General features: G+C 53.3%; 12 protein-coding genes and 7 tRNA genes. 18 read left to right on the top strand and 1 reads right to left on the bottom strand.

Going from position 1 to position 14454, the window contains the following annotated elements:
• Positions 1 to 39: 39 nt before the first annotated feature.
• The 9 genes from NR302_RS05740 (at position 40) to NR302_RS05700 (ending at position 3652) form a co-directional block, all read left to right on the top strand.
• Positions 40 to 792 (top strand): HAD-IIA family hydrolase, encoded by a 753-nt coding sequence (locus NR302_RS05740; protein WP_258144762.1) that lies wholly within the window; start codon positions 40 to 42, stop codon positions 790 to 792.
• 317 nt (positions 793 to 1109) lie between these two features.
• Positions 1110 to 2777: an asparagine synthase B gene (gene asnB, locus NR302_RS05735; protein ID WP_258144761.1), complete on the top strand. Its 1668-nt coding sequence runs from the start codon at positions 1110 to 1112 to the stop codon at positions 2775 to 2777.
• 215 nt (positions 2778 to 2992) lie between these two features.
• A tRNA-Met gene (locus tag NR302_RS05730) sits at positions 2993 to 3069 on the top strand.
• A gap of 7 nt (positions 3070 to 3076) precedes the next feature.
• Positions 3077 to 3161: transfer RNA gene (locus tag NR302_RS05725), tRNA-Leu, on the top strand.
• Between the two features lie 21 nt (positions 3162 to 3182).
• Positions 3183 to 3257, top strand: a tRNA-Gln gene (locus tag NR302_RS05720).
• A gap of 34 nt (positions 3258 to 3291) precedes the next feature.
• Positions 3292 to 3366 (top strand) — tRNA-Gln (locus NR302_RS05715).
• A 26-nt stretch (positions 3367 to 3392) separates the two neighbouring features.
• Positions 3393 to 3469: transfer RNA gene (locus tag NR302_RS05710), tRNA-Met, on the top strand.
• A 6-nt stretch (positions 3470 to 3475) separates the two neighbouring features.
• Positions 3476 to 3550, top strand: a tRNA-Gln gene (locus tag NR302_RS05705).
• A gap of 27 nt (positions 3551 to 3577) precedes the next feature.
• Positions 3578 to 3652, top strand: a tRNA-Gln gene (locus NR302_RS05700).
• An 87-nt stretch (positions 3653 to 3739) separates the two neighbouring features.
• Here NR302_RS05700 and ubiF read toward each other — a convergent pair.
• Positions 3740 to 4912: a 3-demethoxyubiquinol 3-hydroxylase gene (gene ubiF, locus NR302_RS05695; protein WP_258144760.1), complete on the bottom strand. Its 1173-nt coding sequence runs from the start codon at positions 4910 to 4912 to the stop codon at positions 3740 to 3742.
• A gap of 169 nt (positions 4913 to 5081) precedes the next feature.
• Here ubiF and miaB point away from each other — a divergent pair, with 169 nt between their 5' ends.
• The 9 genes from miaB to NR302_RS05650 all read left to right on the top strand — a co-directional run bounded on the left by miaB (position 5082) and on the right by NR302_RS05650 (position 14388).
• Positions 5082 to 6506, top strand: a complete 1425-nt coding sequence (gene miaB / locus NR302_RS05690) for a tRNA (N6-isopentenyl adenosine(37)-C2)-methylthiotransferase MiaB (RefSeq protein WP_258144759.1) — start codon at positions 5082 to 5084, stop codon at positions 6504 to 6506.
• A gap of 207 nt (positions 6507 to 6713) precedes the next feature.
• Positions 6714 to 7787, top strand: a complete 1074-nt coding sequence (locus tag NR302_RS05685; protein ID WP_008103649.1) for a PhoH family protein — start codon at positions 6714 to 6716, stop codon at positions 7785 to 7787.
• Complete coding sequence (ybeY, locus tag NR302_RS05680) at positions 7784 to 8257, top strand: rRNA maturation RNase YbeY (protein WP_008103651.1); 474 nt, start codon at positions 7784 to 7786, stop codon at positions 8255 to 8257. The genes NR302_RS05685 and ybeY overlap by 4 nt, the downstream gene beginning before the upstream one ends.
• Positions 8258 to 8339: 82 nt before the next feature.
• Positions 8340 to 9221 carry a CNNM family magnesium/cobalt transport protein CorC gene (gene corC, locus NR302_RS05675; protein WP_008103653.1) on the top strand — a complete coding sequence of 294 codons (882 nt, stop codon included), beginning with the start codon at positions 8340 to 8342 and terminating at the stop codon, positions 9219 to 9221.
• A 4-nt stretch (positions 9222 to 9225) separates the two neighbouring features.
• The gene (gene lnt / locus NR302_RS05670; RefSeq protein WP_258144758.1) at positions 9226 to 10752 is read left to right on the top strand and encodes an apolipoprotein N-acyltransferase; all 1527 of its coding nucleotides are present in this window, start codon (positions 9226 to 9228) and stop codon (positions 10750 to 10752) included.
• 437 nt (positions 10753 to 11189) lie between these two features.
• Positions 11190 to 12083, top strand: coding sequence for a glutamate/aspartate ABC transporter substrate-binding protein (locus NR302_RS05665; RefSeq protein WP_061717387.1), 894 nt, complete (start codon positions 11190 to 11192; stop codon positions 12081 to 12083).
• Positions 12084 to 12244: 161 nt separating this feature from the next.
• Positions 12245 to 12985: an amino acid ABC transporter permease gene (locus NR302_RS05660; protein WP_008103659.1), complete on the top strand. Its 741-nt coding sequence runs from the start codon at positions 12245 to 12247 to the stop codon at positions 12983 to 12985.
• On the top strand, positions 12985 to 13662 hold the full coding sequence (gene gltK, locus NR302_RS05655) for a glutamate/aspartate ABC transporter permease GltK (protein ID WP_007890689.1): 678 nt from the start codon (positions 12985 to 12987) through the stop codon (positions 13660 to 13662). The genes NR302_RS05660 and gltK overlap by 1 nt, the downstream gene beginning before the upstream one ends.
• The gene (locus NR302_RS05650; RefSeq protein ID WP_008103661.1) at positions 13663 to 14388 is read left to right on the top strand and encodes an amino acid ABC transporter ATP-binding protein; all 726 of its coding nucleotides are present in this window, start codon (positions 13663 to 13665) and stop codon (positions 14386 to 14388) included.
• The last annotated feature ends 66 nt before the right edge of the window (positions 14389 to 14454 follow it).

The following is a 14454-nucleotide window of genomic DNA, read 5'->3' as shown; positions in this document are numbered from 1 at the left end:
CTAGCCTGCTTGTTTAGCGGGCCCGACCGGATGCAATTTATGACGATTAAAAGCGTAATCTGTGACATCGACGGCGTGTTGATGCACGACAATACCGCCGTTCCCGGCGCGAACGAATTTCTGCAGCGCATTCTGGCGAAGGATATGCCGTTGGTAGTGTTAACCAACTATCCTTCACAAACCGCGCTGGATCTGGCGAACCGTTTTGCCAACGCCGGCATTGACGTACCCGATTCGGTGTTTTACACCTCGGCGATGGCCACCGCCGATTTCCTGCGCCGCCAGGAAGGGAAAAAAGCCTACGTGATTGGTGAAGGTGCGCTGATTCATGAGCTGTATAAAGCCGGCTTCACCATTACTGATGTCAATCCAGATTTCGTCATCGTCGGTGAAACGCGCTCCTTCAATTGGGAAATGATGCATAAAGCTGCTTTCTTCGTGGCCAATGGCGCACGTTTTATCGCCACCAATCCCGATACCCACGCGCGCGGCTTTGTTCCGGCGTGCGGAGCGCTCTGCGCTGGCATCGAAACCATCTCCGGCCGTAAACCGTTTTATGTCGGCAAGCCGAGTCCGTACATCATGCGCGCGGCGTTAAACAAGATGCATGCGCATTCGGAAGAGACGGCCATCGTTGGCGATAACCTGCGTACAGACATTCTGGCCGGCTTCCAGGCAGGTCTGGAAACCATTCTGGTGCTGTCTGGCGTATCAACGCTGAGTGATATTGATGCGATGCCTTTCCGCCCGGATTGGATTTATCCTTCGGTTGCCGATATCGACCTGTTCTGATTCCAGCCATCACCTCTTCTTATAGCCCTGCTCATGCAGGGCTTTTGTTTTTTCTGGGGTTAAGACTGACTTTGTTGCTCACGGCATGACCACAAAACGAACAAAAATGCCATTTCATTAGATACCATCTAAAATAACCACGTATTAATTGAATAATATTCAATATTACTCGCTCATCAACATTCTTTTTATCAAAGAATCGCAATTTTGCTTGCGCTAACACCACCATTTAGCGCATTTTCTTATGCATCACGCAGTCAAGGCTGCCGGACAAACGTAGAAATAACTTCGCCACAAGGTGAGATCAGGAGTCAGTTATGTGTTCAATTTTTGGTGTGCTGGATCTGAAAAGCGATCCTATTGAGCTGCGCAAGAAAGCGCTGGAATCTTCTCGTCTGATGCGTCATCGCGGCCCGGATTGGTCAGGTGTTTATGCAGATGATAAAGCCATTCTGGTGCATGAGCGTCTGTCGATTGTTGACGTTAACAACGGCGCACAGCCGCTGTATAACGCTGACCACACCCACGTACTGGCTGTTAACGGCGAAATTTACAACCATCAGGCGCTGCGTGCTGAATTAAGCGATCGTTACGCTTTCCAGACCGGTTCTGACTGTGAAGTTATCCTCGCGCTGTATCAGGAAAAAGGCGTCGAATTCCTCGACGAACTGCAAGGCATGTTCGCCTTCATCCTGTGGGACAGCGTGAAGCAACAATATCTGATTGGCCGCGATCACATCGGCATTATCCCGCTGTATATGGGCAACGACGAGCACGGCAACCTGTATGTCGCTTCCGAGATGAAAGCGCTGGTGCCGGTGTGCCGCAGCATCAAAGAGTTCCCGCCGGGAAGCTACATGTCGAGCGCCGATGGTGAAATCCGTCGTTACTGGCAGCGTGACTGGATGGAATATTCCGCCGTTGAGCACAACACCACGGATGCCGCCGAACTGAAGCATGCGCTTGAAGAGTCCGTTAAAAGCCACCTAATGTCTGACGTGCCTTACGGCGTGCTGCTGTCTGGTGGACTGGATTCATCCATCATCTCTGCCGTGACCAAACGCTTTGCTGCAAAACGCGTGGAAGATGCGGATAAAAGCGATGCATGGTGGCCGCAGCTCCACTCCTTCGCGGTTGGCCTGGAAGGTTCACCCGATCTGAAAGCCGCGAAATCGGTCGCTGAACATCTCGGCACCGTGCACCACGAAATCCATTTCACCGTGCAGGAAGGTCTGGATGCGATTCGTGACGTGATTTACCACATCGAAACCTATGATGTGACCACCATTCGCGCCTCTACGCCGATGTATTTAATGTCGCGTAAGATCAAAGCGATGGGCATCAAAATGGTGTTGTCCGGTGAAGGTGCAGATGAAGTCTTTGGCGGATACCTCTATTTCCATAAGGCGCCAAACGCCAAAGAATTCCACGAAGAGAACGTGCGTAAACTGCTGGCTCTGCACATGTTTGACTGTGCTCGCGCCAACAAAGCGATGTCCGCCTGGGGCGTGGAAGCGCGTGTACCCTTCCTCGACAAGAAATTCCTCGACGTGGCGATGCGCATCAACCCAGCAGACAAACTGTGCGGCAGCAACGGCAAGATGGAAAAACACATCCTGCGCGAATGCTTCTCTTCTTATCTGCCAGAGAGCGTGGCGTGGCGCCAGAAAGAGCAGTTCTCTGACGGTGTTGGCTACAGCTGGATCGATACGTTGAAAGAAGTGGCGGCGAAGCAAATTACCGACCAACAGCTGTCTACTGCGCACTTCCGCTTCCCGTACAACACGCCGAACTCGAAAGAAGCGTATCTGTATCGCGAGATCTTTGAAGAGTTGTTCCCGATTGCCAGCGCCGCAGAGTGCGTGCCGGGCGGTCCATCAGTGGCCTGTTCTTCGGCTAAAGCGATTGAGTGGGATGAAGCCTTCAAATCAATGGATGACCCATCAGGTCGTGCCGTTGGCGTGCATCAGTCCGCTTATAAATAAGGTTTTTACTCAACAAGATAAGGGGCTCAATCGAGCCCCTTTTTTATGCAATCTGTCGTGCAACCTTTGAAATTTGCCGAATAAATCACCAGCCTGGTTACAAGCCAGACAAACAGGCGTTTTAAGGCGAAAAACGGCAAAAAAATTGTTGACGCTACAAGACTCAATACGCATAATGCGCCCCGCAACGCCGATGAAGGTTACGCGAAAAAGATGGCTACGTAGCTCAGCTGGTTAGAGCACATCACTCATAATGATGGGGTCACAGGTTCAAATCCCGTCGTAGCCACCATCTTTTTGCGGGAGTGGCGAAATTGGTAGACGCACTAGATTTAGGTTCTAGCGCCGCAAGGTGTGCGAGTTCAAGTCTCGCCTCCCGCACCATTTCAGTCTTCGGCAGCCGGATGGGGTATCGCCAAGCGGTAAGGCACTGGTTTTTGATACCAGCATTCCCAGGTTCGAATCCTGGTACCCCAGCCAATCCGGATTATGTTGTGGATACAAAGTCGACGAATGGGATATCGCCAAGCGGTAAGGCACCGGTTTTTGATACCGGCATTCCCTGGTTCGAATCCAGGTATCCCAGCCATCGTCGGACGCAGTAAGCAGTACAAAGGCTACGTAGCTCAGCTGGTTAGAGCACATCACTCATAATGATGGGGTCACAGGTTCAAATCCCGTCGTAGCCACCAAATTATTGGGGTGTCGCCAAGCGGTAAGGCTCTGGTTTCTGATACCAGCATTCCGGGGTTCGAATCCCTGCACCCCAGCCAAAAAAGACAATTTGATAAAACACCTATTGGGGTGTCGCCAAGCGGTAAGGCACTGGTTTCTGATACCAGCATTCCGGGGTTCGAATCCCTGCACCCCAGCCAAATTGCACAATAAAGCCCGCTTATGCGGGCTTTATTGTTTTCTGCGTTCGGGGATTAATCATGAGCGCATAAATGCGCTCCCTACGATCACAAACCTAATGCGTAACGTAGCACTTTGCGTTTCAACGCTCCGGCATTCTCGGCCGCAATCAGCGCCAGGTTACGTGCAAAGCGCAGCGGCGGCAGCTTATTGCTAAACGCGAAGTAGAACAGATCCATCCCACCTTGCATCAGTAAATTGTCTTTATAACGCTGGCGATGATAGCGCTGCAGCACAGCGTCCGATGACCAGAGTTCAGCCTGGTTGCGCGCTTCGACCAAGGTCGTGATCAACGCATCCACATCCCGATAGCCCAGATTAACGCCCTGCCCGGCCAGCGGATTGATGGTGTGCGCCGCATCGCCCACCAGCGCCAATCCCGGCATCACATAACGTGTGGCATGACGCCGCACCAACGGGAAAGAGGCGGCGGTTTTCACCCGAATGCGCCCAACACGTGCTGGGAAGTGAGCATAGATCTCTTTCTCCAACTGCTGGAGCGGCAAACTTTGCAGCTGGCGGATGCGCGCGGGCGCGTCGTACCACACCAGCGAAGCACGACGATCAAACAGCGGCAGGAAAGCGCGCGGCCCTTGTGGCGTAAACTGCTGCCAGGTGGAATCGCCAGCATCCTGCTCGCACTCCACGCTGATCAGCATGCAGGATTGCGCATAGTTCCAACCCCGTACGCCAATGCCCGCTAACTGCCGCACACGCGAGTTGGCGCCATCTGCGCCGACCACTAAACGCGCATCCAGCGTTTGACCATTATCCAGTTGCACATGCCAGCCGGCGCGATGCGGCTGCAAACCCTGTAAACTCGCCGGGCAGATCAGCGTGATGCCCTCTTCCTGCATTTTTTCCCACAGCGCACGTTGCAGCACGCTGTTTTCCACCATAAAGCCCAGCTCAGGCAGCCCAAGCGACGCCGCATCAAACTTCACATGCGCGTTTTGCCACTCCCAGGTTTCTAGCTGGCGGTAAGGTGCACAGCGCATCGCCTGCACGCGCGGCCAGACATTCAGTTGCAGCAGCAACGCTACCGAAGAGGCACCAATGGCGGAGATGCGCACATCCGGCTCGCTGCTGGCATCAAAGATTGCGGGTTCCGCCCGTTCAATCACCGCCACGCGAAACTGCTGCTGCGCCAGGCCACATGCCAGCGCCGCACCGACCATGCCACCACCCACGATCACCACATCAAAATGTGAATCCTGCATCGACTCTAATCCTTCTTTTTGCCGTGAGGCCTTCCAGCATCACGTTGATAGCTAAAGTGTACCGGAAATTAGCCGCGCGATGCGATGCAGATGCGTGAAGCCTGGTAACAACAGAGGCGAAGCATTACAATACGCGCCCTGCACTTCGCTTGAATCAATGGCTAGTTCGATGACCAAAAAACTGCACATCAAAACCTGGGGCTGTCAGATGAATGAATACGATTCATCAAAGATGGCCGATCTGCTGAACAGTACTCACGGCTACACCCTTACCGAGGAAGCTGAAGAGGCGGACGTTCTGCTGCTCAACACCTGCTCTATCCGTGAAAAGGCGCAGGAGAAGGTTTTTGCTCTGTTAGGCCGTTGGAAAAAGCTGAAAACAACCAATCCCGATCTGATAATCGGCGTGGGTGGCTGTGTCGCCTCGCAGGAAGGCGAACGCCTGCGTCAGCGCGCCAGTTACGTCGATATCGTCTTTGGCCCGCAAACGTTGCATCGCCTGCCGGAGATGATCAACACCGTGCGCGGCAGTAAAAGCCCGGTTGTTGACATCAGCTTCCCGGAAATCGAGAAGTTTGATCGCTTGCCAGAACCGCGCGCCGATGGCCCAACCGCCTTTGTGTCGATCATGGAAGGCTGCAACAAATATTGTACTTTCTGCGTGGTGCCTTACACGCGCGGCGAGGAAGTCAGCCGTCCAAGCGACGATATTCTGCTGGAAATCGCTCAGCTTGCCGCTCAGGGCGTGCGTGAAGTTAACCTGCTGGGCCAGAACGTCAACGCCTATCGCGGTGCCACTTTTGATGGCGATATCTGCACCTTTGCTGAATTGCTGCGCTTAGTGGCGGCGATCGATGGCATTGACCGAATTCGCTTCACCACCAGCCATCCGATTGAATTCACCGATGACATCATTGAGGTTTACCGCGATACGCCAGAGCTGGCGAGTTTTCTGCACCTGCCGGTACAGAGCGGTTCGGACCGCATCCTGACGCTGATGAAGCGCGCGCACACCGCACTCGAGTACAAAGCGATTATCCGCAAGCTGAAAGCCGCGCGTCCAGATATCCAGCTGAGCTCGGATTTCATCATCGGTTTTCCCGGCGAAACCCAGCAGGATTTTGAGCAGACAATGAAGCTGGTTGGCGAAGTGAATTTCGATGTCAGCTTCAGCTTTATCTACTCCATGCGTCCAGGCACGCCGGCCGCCGATCTGCCCGACGATGTGACAGAAGAGGAAAAAAAGCAGCGCCTCTTCATTCTGCAGGACCGCATCAATCAGCAGGTGATGGCGTGGAGCCGCCGCATGCTGGGCACCACACAGCGCGTGTTGGTAGAGGGCATTTCACGTAAGAATGTGATGGAGCTGACCGGCCGCACCGATAATAACCGCGTGGTGAACTTCGAAGCGCCGGTTGAGATGATCGGTAAGTTTGTTGATGTCGAAATTGTTGATGTCTATGCCAGTTCCCTGCGCGGCGTGCTGGTGCGCACCGAAGATCAAATGGCGCTACGTGTGGCCGAAAGCCCGGCTTCGGTGATTGCTCGTACCCGCAAAGAGAACGACATCGGCGTCGGCATGTTCCAGCCTTGAAACCTCGAACGTTGAGCGACAGCGCACAACGCGCTGTCGCCTGTTTCATCCCAAAGCCCTTGCTTTCCACAAGTGCTGCCCAAATATCGTTTCTGAAGCTTGCGCCTCGGCGTAGCGCCATAAATAATTCCATAAAGATGTTGAGAGATTGCTCTTCAGCATCCGGCACACTTTTTCAACTGGCCCTGAGTGACCTTAAGGATTCATTTGAATATCGAAACGCGTGAAATCGCCCTTGAACCGGCAGATAACCAACGACTGATGAGCTTGTGCGGTCCGATGGATGACAATGTGAAACAGCTGGAGCGCCGTTTGGGCCTTGAAATCAAACGCCGCGATAACCAGTTCACGCTCACTGGCCGCTCGCTGTGCGTGGACGCCGCCGTCAATATCCTGCGCACGCTGTACGTTGATACCGCCCCGATGCGCGGTCAGATCAAAGATATCGAACCGGACCAGATTCACCTGGCGATCAAAGAGAGCCGCGTGCTGGAACAGAGCGCTGAGAGCGTGCCGGAGTTCGGCAAAGCGGTGAACATCAAGACCAAACGTGGCGTGATCAAACCACGTACGCCTAATCAGGCGCAGTACATCGCCAATATCTTCGCACACGACATCACTTTTGGTATTGGCCCGGCCGGTACCGGTAAAACCTATCTGGCGGTCGCTGCGGCAGTGGATGCGCTGGAGCGTCAGGAGATTCGCCGTATTCTGCTGACGCGTCCGGCGGTTGAAGCCGGGGAAAAACTCGGCTTCCTGCCCGGCGATCTCAGCCAGAAGGTCGATCCCTATCTGCGCCCGCTATACGATGCGTTGTTCGAAATGCTCGGCTTTGAGCGTGTAGAGAAGCTGATTGAGCGCAACGTGATTGAAGTGGCTCCGCTGGCCTATATGCGCGGACGTACGCTCAACGACGCCTTTGTGATTCTCGATGAGAGCCAGAACACCACCATCGAGCAGATGAAGATGTTCCTGACGCGTATCGGCTTCAATTCCAAAGCGGTCATTACCGGCGACATCACGCAGATTGACTTGCCGCGCAGCACCAAATCCGGCCTGCGCCACGCCATTGAAGTGCTGGCAGAAGTCGATGAGATTAGCTTTAACTTTTTCCACAGCGAAGACGTGGTGCGTCATCCGGTTGTCGCACGCATCGTGAATGCTTATGAAGCCTGGGAAACCGCCGACCAGAAACGCCGTGATCAACAGGCAGAAGAGCGCAAACGCGAAGCTATCGCAGCTCAGCTTGCCAGCCAAACCAGCCCGCAGGAGCGTTCATGAGCGCGGTGATTCTTGATTTACAACTGGCCTGCGCCGATGAAAACCATCTGCCGGCAGAGAGTGATTTTCAACGCTGGCTGGAAGCGGCGGTAACGCCGTTTCAACCAGAAAGCGAAGTCACAATTCGTCTGGTGGATGAAGCTGAGAGTAATGAGCTTAATCTGACTTATCGCGGCAAAGATAAGCCGACCAACGTGCTGTCATTCCCGTTTGAAGCACCGCCGGGAATTGAACTGCCGTTGCTCGGCGATTTGATTATTTGCCGCCAGGTTGTCGAGCAAGAGGCTGCTGAACAAGGCAAAACCGTCGAAGCTCACTGGGCGCATATGGTAGTGCACGGTACACTGCATCTGCTGGGTTACGACCATATCGAAGATGAAGAAGCCGAAGAGATGGAGGCGCTGGAGACCGAGATAATGCTTGCTCTTGGTTATCCTGATCCGTACATTTCGGAGAAAGAAGACGCCTGAGCCGCTGGTTCAGGTTATTGCGCTGCTGGCGCGGATGCCGGCAGCCCCAATCCCTCATTAGAGAGAACTAAATAAAAACGCCATGAGCGACGACCATTCTCAAAACAGCGACGCACCCAGTAGTAAAAAGGGATTTTTCTCCCTGTTAATCAACCAACTGTTTCACGGTGAACCTAAAAACCGTGATGAACTGCTGGGGTTAATCCGCGATTCTGAGCAAAAAGAGCTGATCGATCAGGACACCCGCGACATGCTCGAAGGGGTGCTGGATATTGCCGAACAGCGCGTGCGCGACATCATGATCCCACGCTCGCAAATGATCACCCTGAAACGCAATCAAACTCTGGAAGAGTGCCTTGCGGTGATTATTGAATCTGCGCACTCACGCTTCCCGGTGATCAGCGAAGACAAAGATCACGTTGAAGGCATTTTGATGGCCAAAGACCTGCTGCCGTTTATGGCCAGCGCGTCTGAGCCGTTCAGCATCGAAAAAGTGCTGCGCACCGCTGTAGTGGTACCTGAAAGCAAGCGCGTCGATCGCATGCTGAAGGAGTTCCGCTCGCAGCGTTATCACATGGCGATTGTCATTGATGAATTTGGTGGCGTTTCGGGTCTGGTGACCATTGAAGATATTCTTGAGCTGATTGTCGGCGAAATTGAAGATGAGTATGACGATGAAGAAGATCGTGATATCCGCCAGCTCAATCGTTACACCTATACCATGCGCGCCTTAACGCAAATTGAAGATTTTAATGAGGTCTTTGGCACCGATTTCAGCGATGACGAAGTCGATACCATTGGCGGATTGGTCATGCAGGGATTCGGCCACCTTCCCGCTCGCGGCGAAAGTATTGTCATTGATGGCTATCAGTTCAAAGTCGCCATGGCTGACAGCCGCCGTATCATCCAGGTGCATGTAAAAATTCCGGAAGACTCACCACAACCGCAACTGGAAGACGAATAATTTTATGGCTTTAGCCTCTCTTTACTCGCAGCAGCGGGTTCGCCTGCTGCTGGCGTTAATTACGGGTGCCATTGGCACCCTTTCCTTTTCCCCCTACGATTTCTGGCCCGCAGCGTTAATTTCGCTGTTTGGTCTGCAACTGTTGCTGCTGGAACGCCGCACTGCGCAGGCAGCAGCGATCGGCTTTGTTTGGGGCTTTGGACTGTTTGGCAGCGGTATCAACTGGGTTTACGTCAGCATCGCCACCTTTGGCGGCATGCCCGGCCCGGTGAACATCTTCCTGGTGATTCTGCTGGCAGCCTATCTGTCGCTTTATCCAATGCTGTTTGCCATCGTGCTCAACCGTTTCTGGCCGCGCGCCACAATCTGGCGTTTGGCTTTAGCGGCACCAGCACTGTGGCAGATTAGCGAGTTCCTGCGCGGTTGGGTGCTCACCGGTTTTCCGTGGCTGCAGTTTGGCTACAGCCAGATCGATGGTCCGCTAAAAGGCCTCGCGCCGCTGGCCGGTGTGGAAACCATTACTTTCCTGTTGATGGTGATCGCGGGTCTGCTGGTGCACGCACTGCATCATCGTACTGTGAAAAGTTTGATTGCCGCCGCGTTACTGCTGTTATTGCCGTGGCCGCTGCGCATGTTGCAGTGGTATCAACCGCTGCCGGAACGCAGCGTTGATGTTGCGATGGTGCAAGGCAATATTCCTCAGTCGATGAAGTGGGATCCGCAGCAACTGCTGAACACGCTGCGCGTTTACACCTCATACAGCCAGCCGTTTATCGGCAAAGCACCGATCATTATCTGGCCCGAATCAGCAATTACCGATCTGGAAAGCAACCAGCAACCGTTCCTGCGGGCGCTGGATGCAGACCTGCGTGCACGCGGCAGCTCACTGATTACCGGTATCGTGGATTCACGCGTAGAAGGCGATAATCGTTATCACGATTACAACTCTGTGATTGTGCTGGGTGGCGAGCAGCCTTACAGCTATCAGAGCCAGAACCGCTATCAGAAGAATCACCTGGTGCCATTTGGTGAGTTTGTGCCGCTGGAAGAGTTGCTGCGTCCGCTGGCGCCGTTTTTCGATTTGCCGATGTCCTCTTTCAGCCGTGGCGCCTATGTCCAGCCGCAGCTCAAAGTGTCGGGTTATAACCTGACCAGCGCTATCTGCTATGAGATCGTGCTGGGTGAGCAAGTGCGCGCCAACTTCCGCCCTGATACTAACTTCCTGTTGACGATCTCCAACGATGCCTGGTTCGGTCACTCCATCGGGCCGTGGCAGCATTTCCAGATGGCGCGCATGCGTGCACTGGAGCTGGGACGTCCGTTGCTGCGTTCCACCAATAACGGTGTCACAGCGGTGGTGAATGCCAACGGTGAGGTGCAGAAAGAGTTGCCGCAGTTCACCCGTGATGTACTTGAAGCCAAAGTGACACCAACCACCGGCGAAACACCTTATGCCAAAGCAGGCATCTGGCCGGTGTGGATGCTGACGCTGATTGGCATTGTGTTGGCCATTCTGCGCCGTCGCCACTAGTTGAGGCTGCTATGCAAACAGGCGAAGTGAATACTTCGCCTTTTTTATGCGCTGTTTTCTCTTCCTTCCGTTGTGCTTTCCCCGATTCTCTGCTGGCTTTTTACACTTATTCATCGTGCTGGCACGATCATTGCTACTTATTTCAGTGATTTTCGCAAACATCGGCTTTTGTCAGCGTAATGCAACCTTTACGCACTAATTTATGGCAATGATGCGCACTCTATTAGCGCATTGGTGAATTTTTGCCTTTTATTGGTGCGGAGCGGCTCGCAAAAAAGAAACTTTTTTGTTTCATTGCGTTAACAATTCGCTATGTTAATCACTATCCTGCGTGCAGTTGCGCTATGGGATAACTAAAAAAGCAGCACGAAATACACACAACATCACAATCTGCGCAGTTTATGTTCTGCGCGACATCCATACGAAGGAGTTGGAACATGCAGATACGCAAAGTGGCATTATCTCTTTTGCTGTTGGGAGCAGCAGCGGGAGCGGCCCAGGCGGAAGATCTCACTGGTACCCTGAAAAAAATCAATGATAGCGGCGTGATCGTCGTTGGGCATCGTGAATCATCAGTTCCCTTTTCTTACTATGACAACCAGCAAAAAGTGGTTGGCTATTCACAGGATTATTCAAACGCCATCATCGCGGCTATCAAGGCCAAACTGAATAAGCCTGATTTGCAGATTAAAATGCTGCCGATTACCTCGCAGAACCGTATTCCACTGTTGCAGAACGGGACTTACGATTTTGAGTGCGGTTCTACCACTAACAACCTGGAACGCCAGAAGCAAGCGGCATTCTCTGACACCGTATTTATCATCGGTACGCGTCTGCTGGTGAAAAAAGGCGGCGACATCAAAGATTTCCCAGATCTGAAGGGCAAAACCGTTGTCGTGACCTCCGGTACCACTTCTGAAGTTCTGCTGCACAAGCTGAACGACGAGCAGAAAATGGATATGCGCATCATCAGCGCGAAAGACCATGGCGATTCTTTCCGTACGCTGGAAACCGGTCGTGCTGTGGCCTTCATGATGGATGACGCGCTGCTGGCGGGTGAACGTGCCAAAGCCAAGAAGCCAGACAACTGGGACATCGTGGGTACACCGCAGTCGAAAGAAGCTTACGGCTGCATGCTGCGCAATCAGGATCCACAGTTCAAACAGCTGATGGATGAAACCATTGCTAAAGCGCAGACCTCTGGCGAAGCCTCAAAATGGTTTGAAACCTGGTTCAAACAGCCGATTCCACCAAAGAATCTGAACCTGAACTTCGAACTCTCAAGCGATATGCAGGCCCTGTTCAAAGCACCGAACGACAAAGCACTCTGAATTAACAACGACAACAAGGGCAGCCCCGCTGCCCTCTCGATTGCTGAACATGCGGTGCGGACAGACAGACTGTAACAGGCCGTTCCCCTGAAGCAGGATGCAAGACACCGCTCAACAATCTTATGGGTAGCCTCGCTACCCTTTTTTTACCGGAGCTCGTTATGGGTATCGATTGGAACTGGGGCATTTTTCTTGAACAGGCCCCGTTCGGCAATACGACTTACCTCGGCTGGCTGTGGTCCGGTTTTCAGGTCACCATTGCGGTGTCCTGCTGCGCCTGGATTATCGCCTTCCTGGTAGGTTCCTTATTTGGCATTCTGCGTACCGTGCCCAACCGCCTGCTGGCGGCGATTGGCACCTGCTACGTGGAGCTATTCCGTAATATCCCGCTGATTGTGCAGTTCTTCTTCTGGTATCTGGTGGCGCCAGAACTGGTGGGCGAAAAGCTGGGGATGTGGTTTAAGTCTGAGCTGGATCCAAACATTCAGTTCTTCCTCTCTTCAACTATCTGTCTGGGCTTGTTCACCGCTGCGCGCGTCTGTGAACAGGTGCGCGCAGCGATTCAGTCGCTGCCACGTGGTCAGAAAAATGCGGGTTTAGCGATGGGCCTGACGCTGCCGCAAACCTACCGCTATGTGCTGTTGCCGAATGCGTATCGCGTGATTGTGCCGCCGATGACTTCGGAAATGCTTAACCTGGTGAAGAACTCGGCGATCGCCTCGACCATCGGTTTGGTGGATATGGCGGCGCAGGCCGGCAAGCTGCTGGATTACTCCGCGCATGCCTATGAATCCTTTACCGCCATCACTCTGGCGTACGTCGGCATTAACCTGGTGATCATGCTGATTATGAGTGTGGTAGAACGCAAAATTCGCCTGCCTGGCAATATGGGAGGCAAATAATGTACGAGTTTGACTGGAGTTCGATTGTTCCCAGCCTGCCTTACTTATGGAATGGGTTAATCATCACCTTCAAGATCACCGCGATTGCCGTGGTGTTTGGCATTATCTGGGGCACGATTTTGGCGGTGATGCGTTTGTCGCCGATCGCGCCGGTGCGCTGGTTTGCCAAGCTGTACGTCAACCTGTTCCGCTCCGTACCCTTGGTGATGGTGCTGCTGTGGTTTTATCTGGTTGTGCCCGCGTTCCTGCAGCAGGTGCTGGGCTTATCGCCTAAATCGGATATCCGCCTGATTTCCGCCATGGTGGCATTTGCGCTCTTTGAAGCGGCGTACTATTCGGAAATCATCCGTGCCGGTATTCAGAGCATCTCACGTGGGCAATCCAATGCCGCGTTGGCGCTCGGCATGACGCACTGGCAATCGATGAAACTGATCGTGCTGCCGCAAGCGTTCCGCGCCATGGTGCCGCTGCTGCTAACCCAGGGCATCGTGCTGTTCCAGGATACCTCGCTGGTCTATGTACTGAGCCTGGCTGATTTCTTCCGCACCGCGTCAACCATTGGTGAGCGTGACGGAACCCAGGTTGAAATGATTTTGTTTGCTGGTCTGGTCTACTTCGTGATCAGCCTGAGCGCTTCGCTGTTGGTTACCTATCTGAAAAGAAAGAGGACGGTTTAAATGATTAGCCTGAAAAATGTTTCAAAGTGGTATGGGCACTTTCAGGTGCTGACCGACTGCTCCACCGAAGTGAAAAAAGGTGAAGTGGTGGTGGTCTGCGGTCCGTCTGGCTCAGGTAAATCAACGCTGATTAAAACCGTGAACGGCCTGGAGCCGATTCAAAAGGGCAGCATTCAGGTGACCGGCACCGAAGTGAACAACAAAAAAACCAACCTTGCTCAACTGCGCAGCAAAGTCGGCATGGTGTTCCAGCACTTTGAGCTGTTCCCGCATCTCAGCATCATTGAGAACCTGACGCTGGCGCAGGTTAAAGTGCTGAAGCGTGATAAAGCGGCCTCGCGTGAGAAAGCACAAGGCCTGCTAAAACGCGTTGGGCTCTCTGCGCACGCGGATAAGTTTCCGGGTCAGCTTTCTGGTGGTCAGCAGCAGCGCGTGGCAATCGCGCGTGCGTTGTGTATGGATCCAGTGGCGATGCTGTTTGATGAGCCGACATCAGCGCTTGATCCTGAAATGATCAACGAAGTGTTGGACGTGATGGTTGAGCTGGCGAATGAAGGCATGACCATGATGGTGGTGACGCATGAGATGGGCTTTGCGCGCAAAGTTGCCAACCGCGTGATCTTTATGGATGAAGGGAAAATTATCGAAGACACCAATAAGGATGACTTCTTTAACAACCCGCAATCCGATCGTGCCAAAGACTTCCTGGCGAAGATTCTGCACTGATTCAATATCCTCAAGCCAGGTGCGCATTAATGCGCACCCTACAAAATCACCTCACTTTTGTAGGGT

It is taken from the genome of Pantoea sp. SOD02 (assembly GCF_024707505.1).
Taxonomy (GTDB): Bacteria; Pseudomonadota; Gammaproteobacteria; order Enterobacterales; family Enterobacteriaceae; genus Pantoea; species Pantoea symbiotica.
The sequence above is the reverse complement of the archived record's forward strand: the minus strand, read 5'-3'. Positions and strand labels throughout refer to the sequence as shown.

Bases quoted from the DNA above. Each gene is read 5' to 3' on its own strand.
- NR302_RS05650 (WP_008103661.1), top strand. From the start codon at position 13,663: ATGATTAGCCTGAAAAATGTTTCAAAGTGGTATGGGCACTTTCAGGTG.
- asnB (WP_258144761.1), top strand. From the start codon at position 1,110: ATGTGTTCAATTTTTGGTGTGCTGGATCTGAAAAGCGATCCTATTGAG.
- corC (WP_008103653.1), top strand. From the start codon at position 8,340: ATGAGCGACGACCATTCTCAAAACAGCGACGCACCCAGTAGTAAAAAG.
- gltK (WP_007890689.1), top strand. From the start codon at position 12,985: ATGTACGAGTTTGACTGGAGTTCGATTGTTCCCAGCCTGCCTTACTTA.
- ybeY (WP_008103651.1), top strand. From the start codon at position 7,784: ATGAGCGCGGTGATTCTTGATTTACAACTGGCCTGCGCCGATGAAAAC.
- ubiF (WP_258144760.1), bottom strand. From the start codon at position 4,912: ATGCAGGATTCACATTTTGATGTGGTGATCGTGGGTGGTGGCATGGTC.
- miaB (WP_258144759.1), top strand. From the start codon at position 5,082: ATGACCAAAAAACTGCACATCAAAACCTGGGGCTGTCAGATGAATGAA.
- NR302_RS05665 (WP_061717387.1), top strand. From the start codon at position 11,190: ATGCAGATACGCAAAGTGGCATTATCTCTTTTGCTGTTGGGAGCAGCA.
- NR302_RS05740 (WP_258144762.1), top strand. From the start codon at position 40: ATGACGATTAAAAGCGTAATCTGTGACATCGACGGCGTGTTGATGCAC.
- lnt (WP_258144758.1), top strand. From the start codon at position 9,226: ATGGCTTTAGCCTCTCTTTACTCGCAGCAGCGGGTTCGCCTGCTGCTG.
- NR302_RS05660 (WP_008103659.1), top strand. From the start codon at position 12,245: ATGGGTATCGATTGGAACTGGGGCATTTTTCTTGAACAGGCCCCGTTC.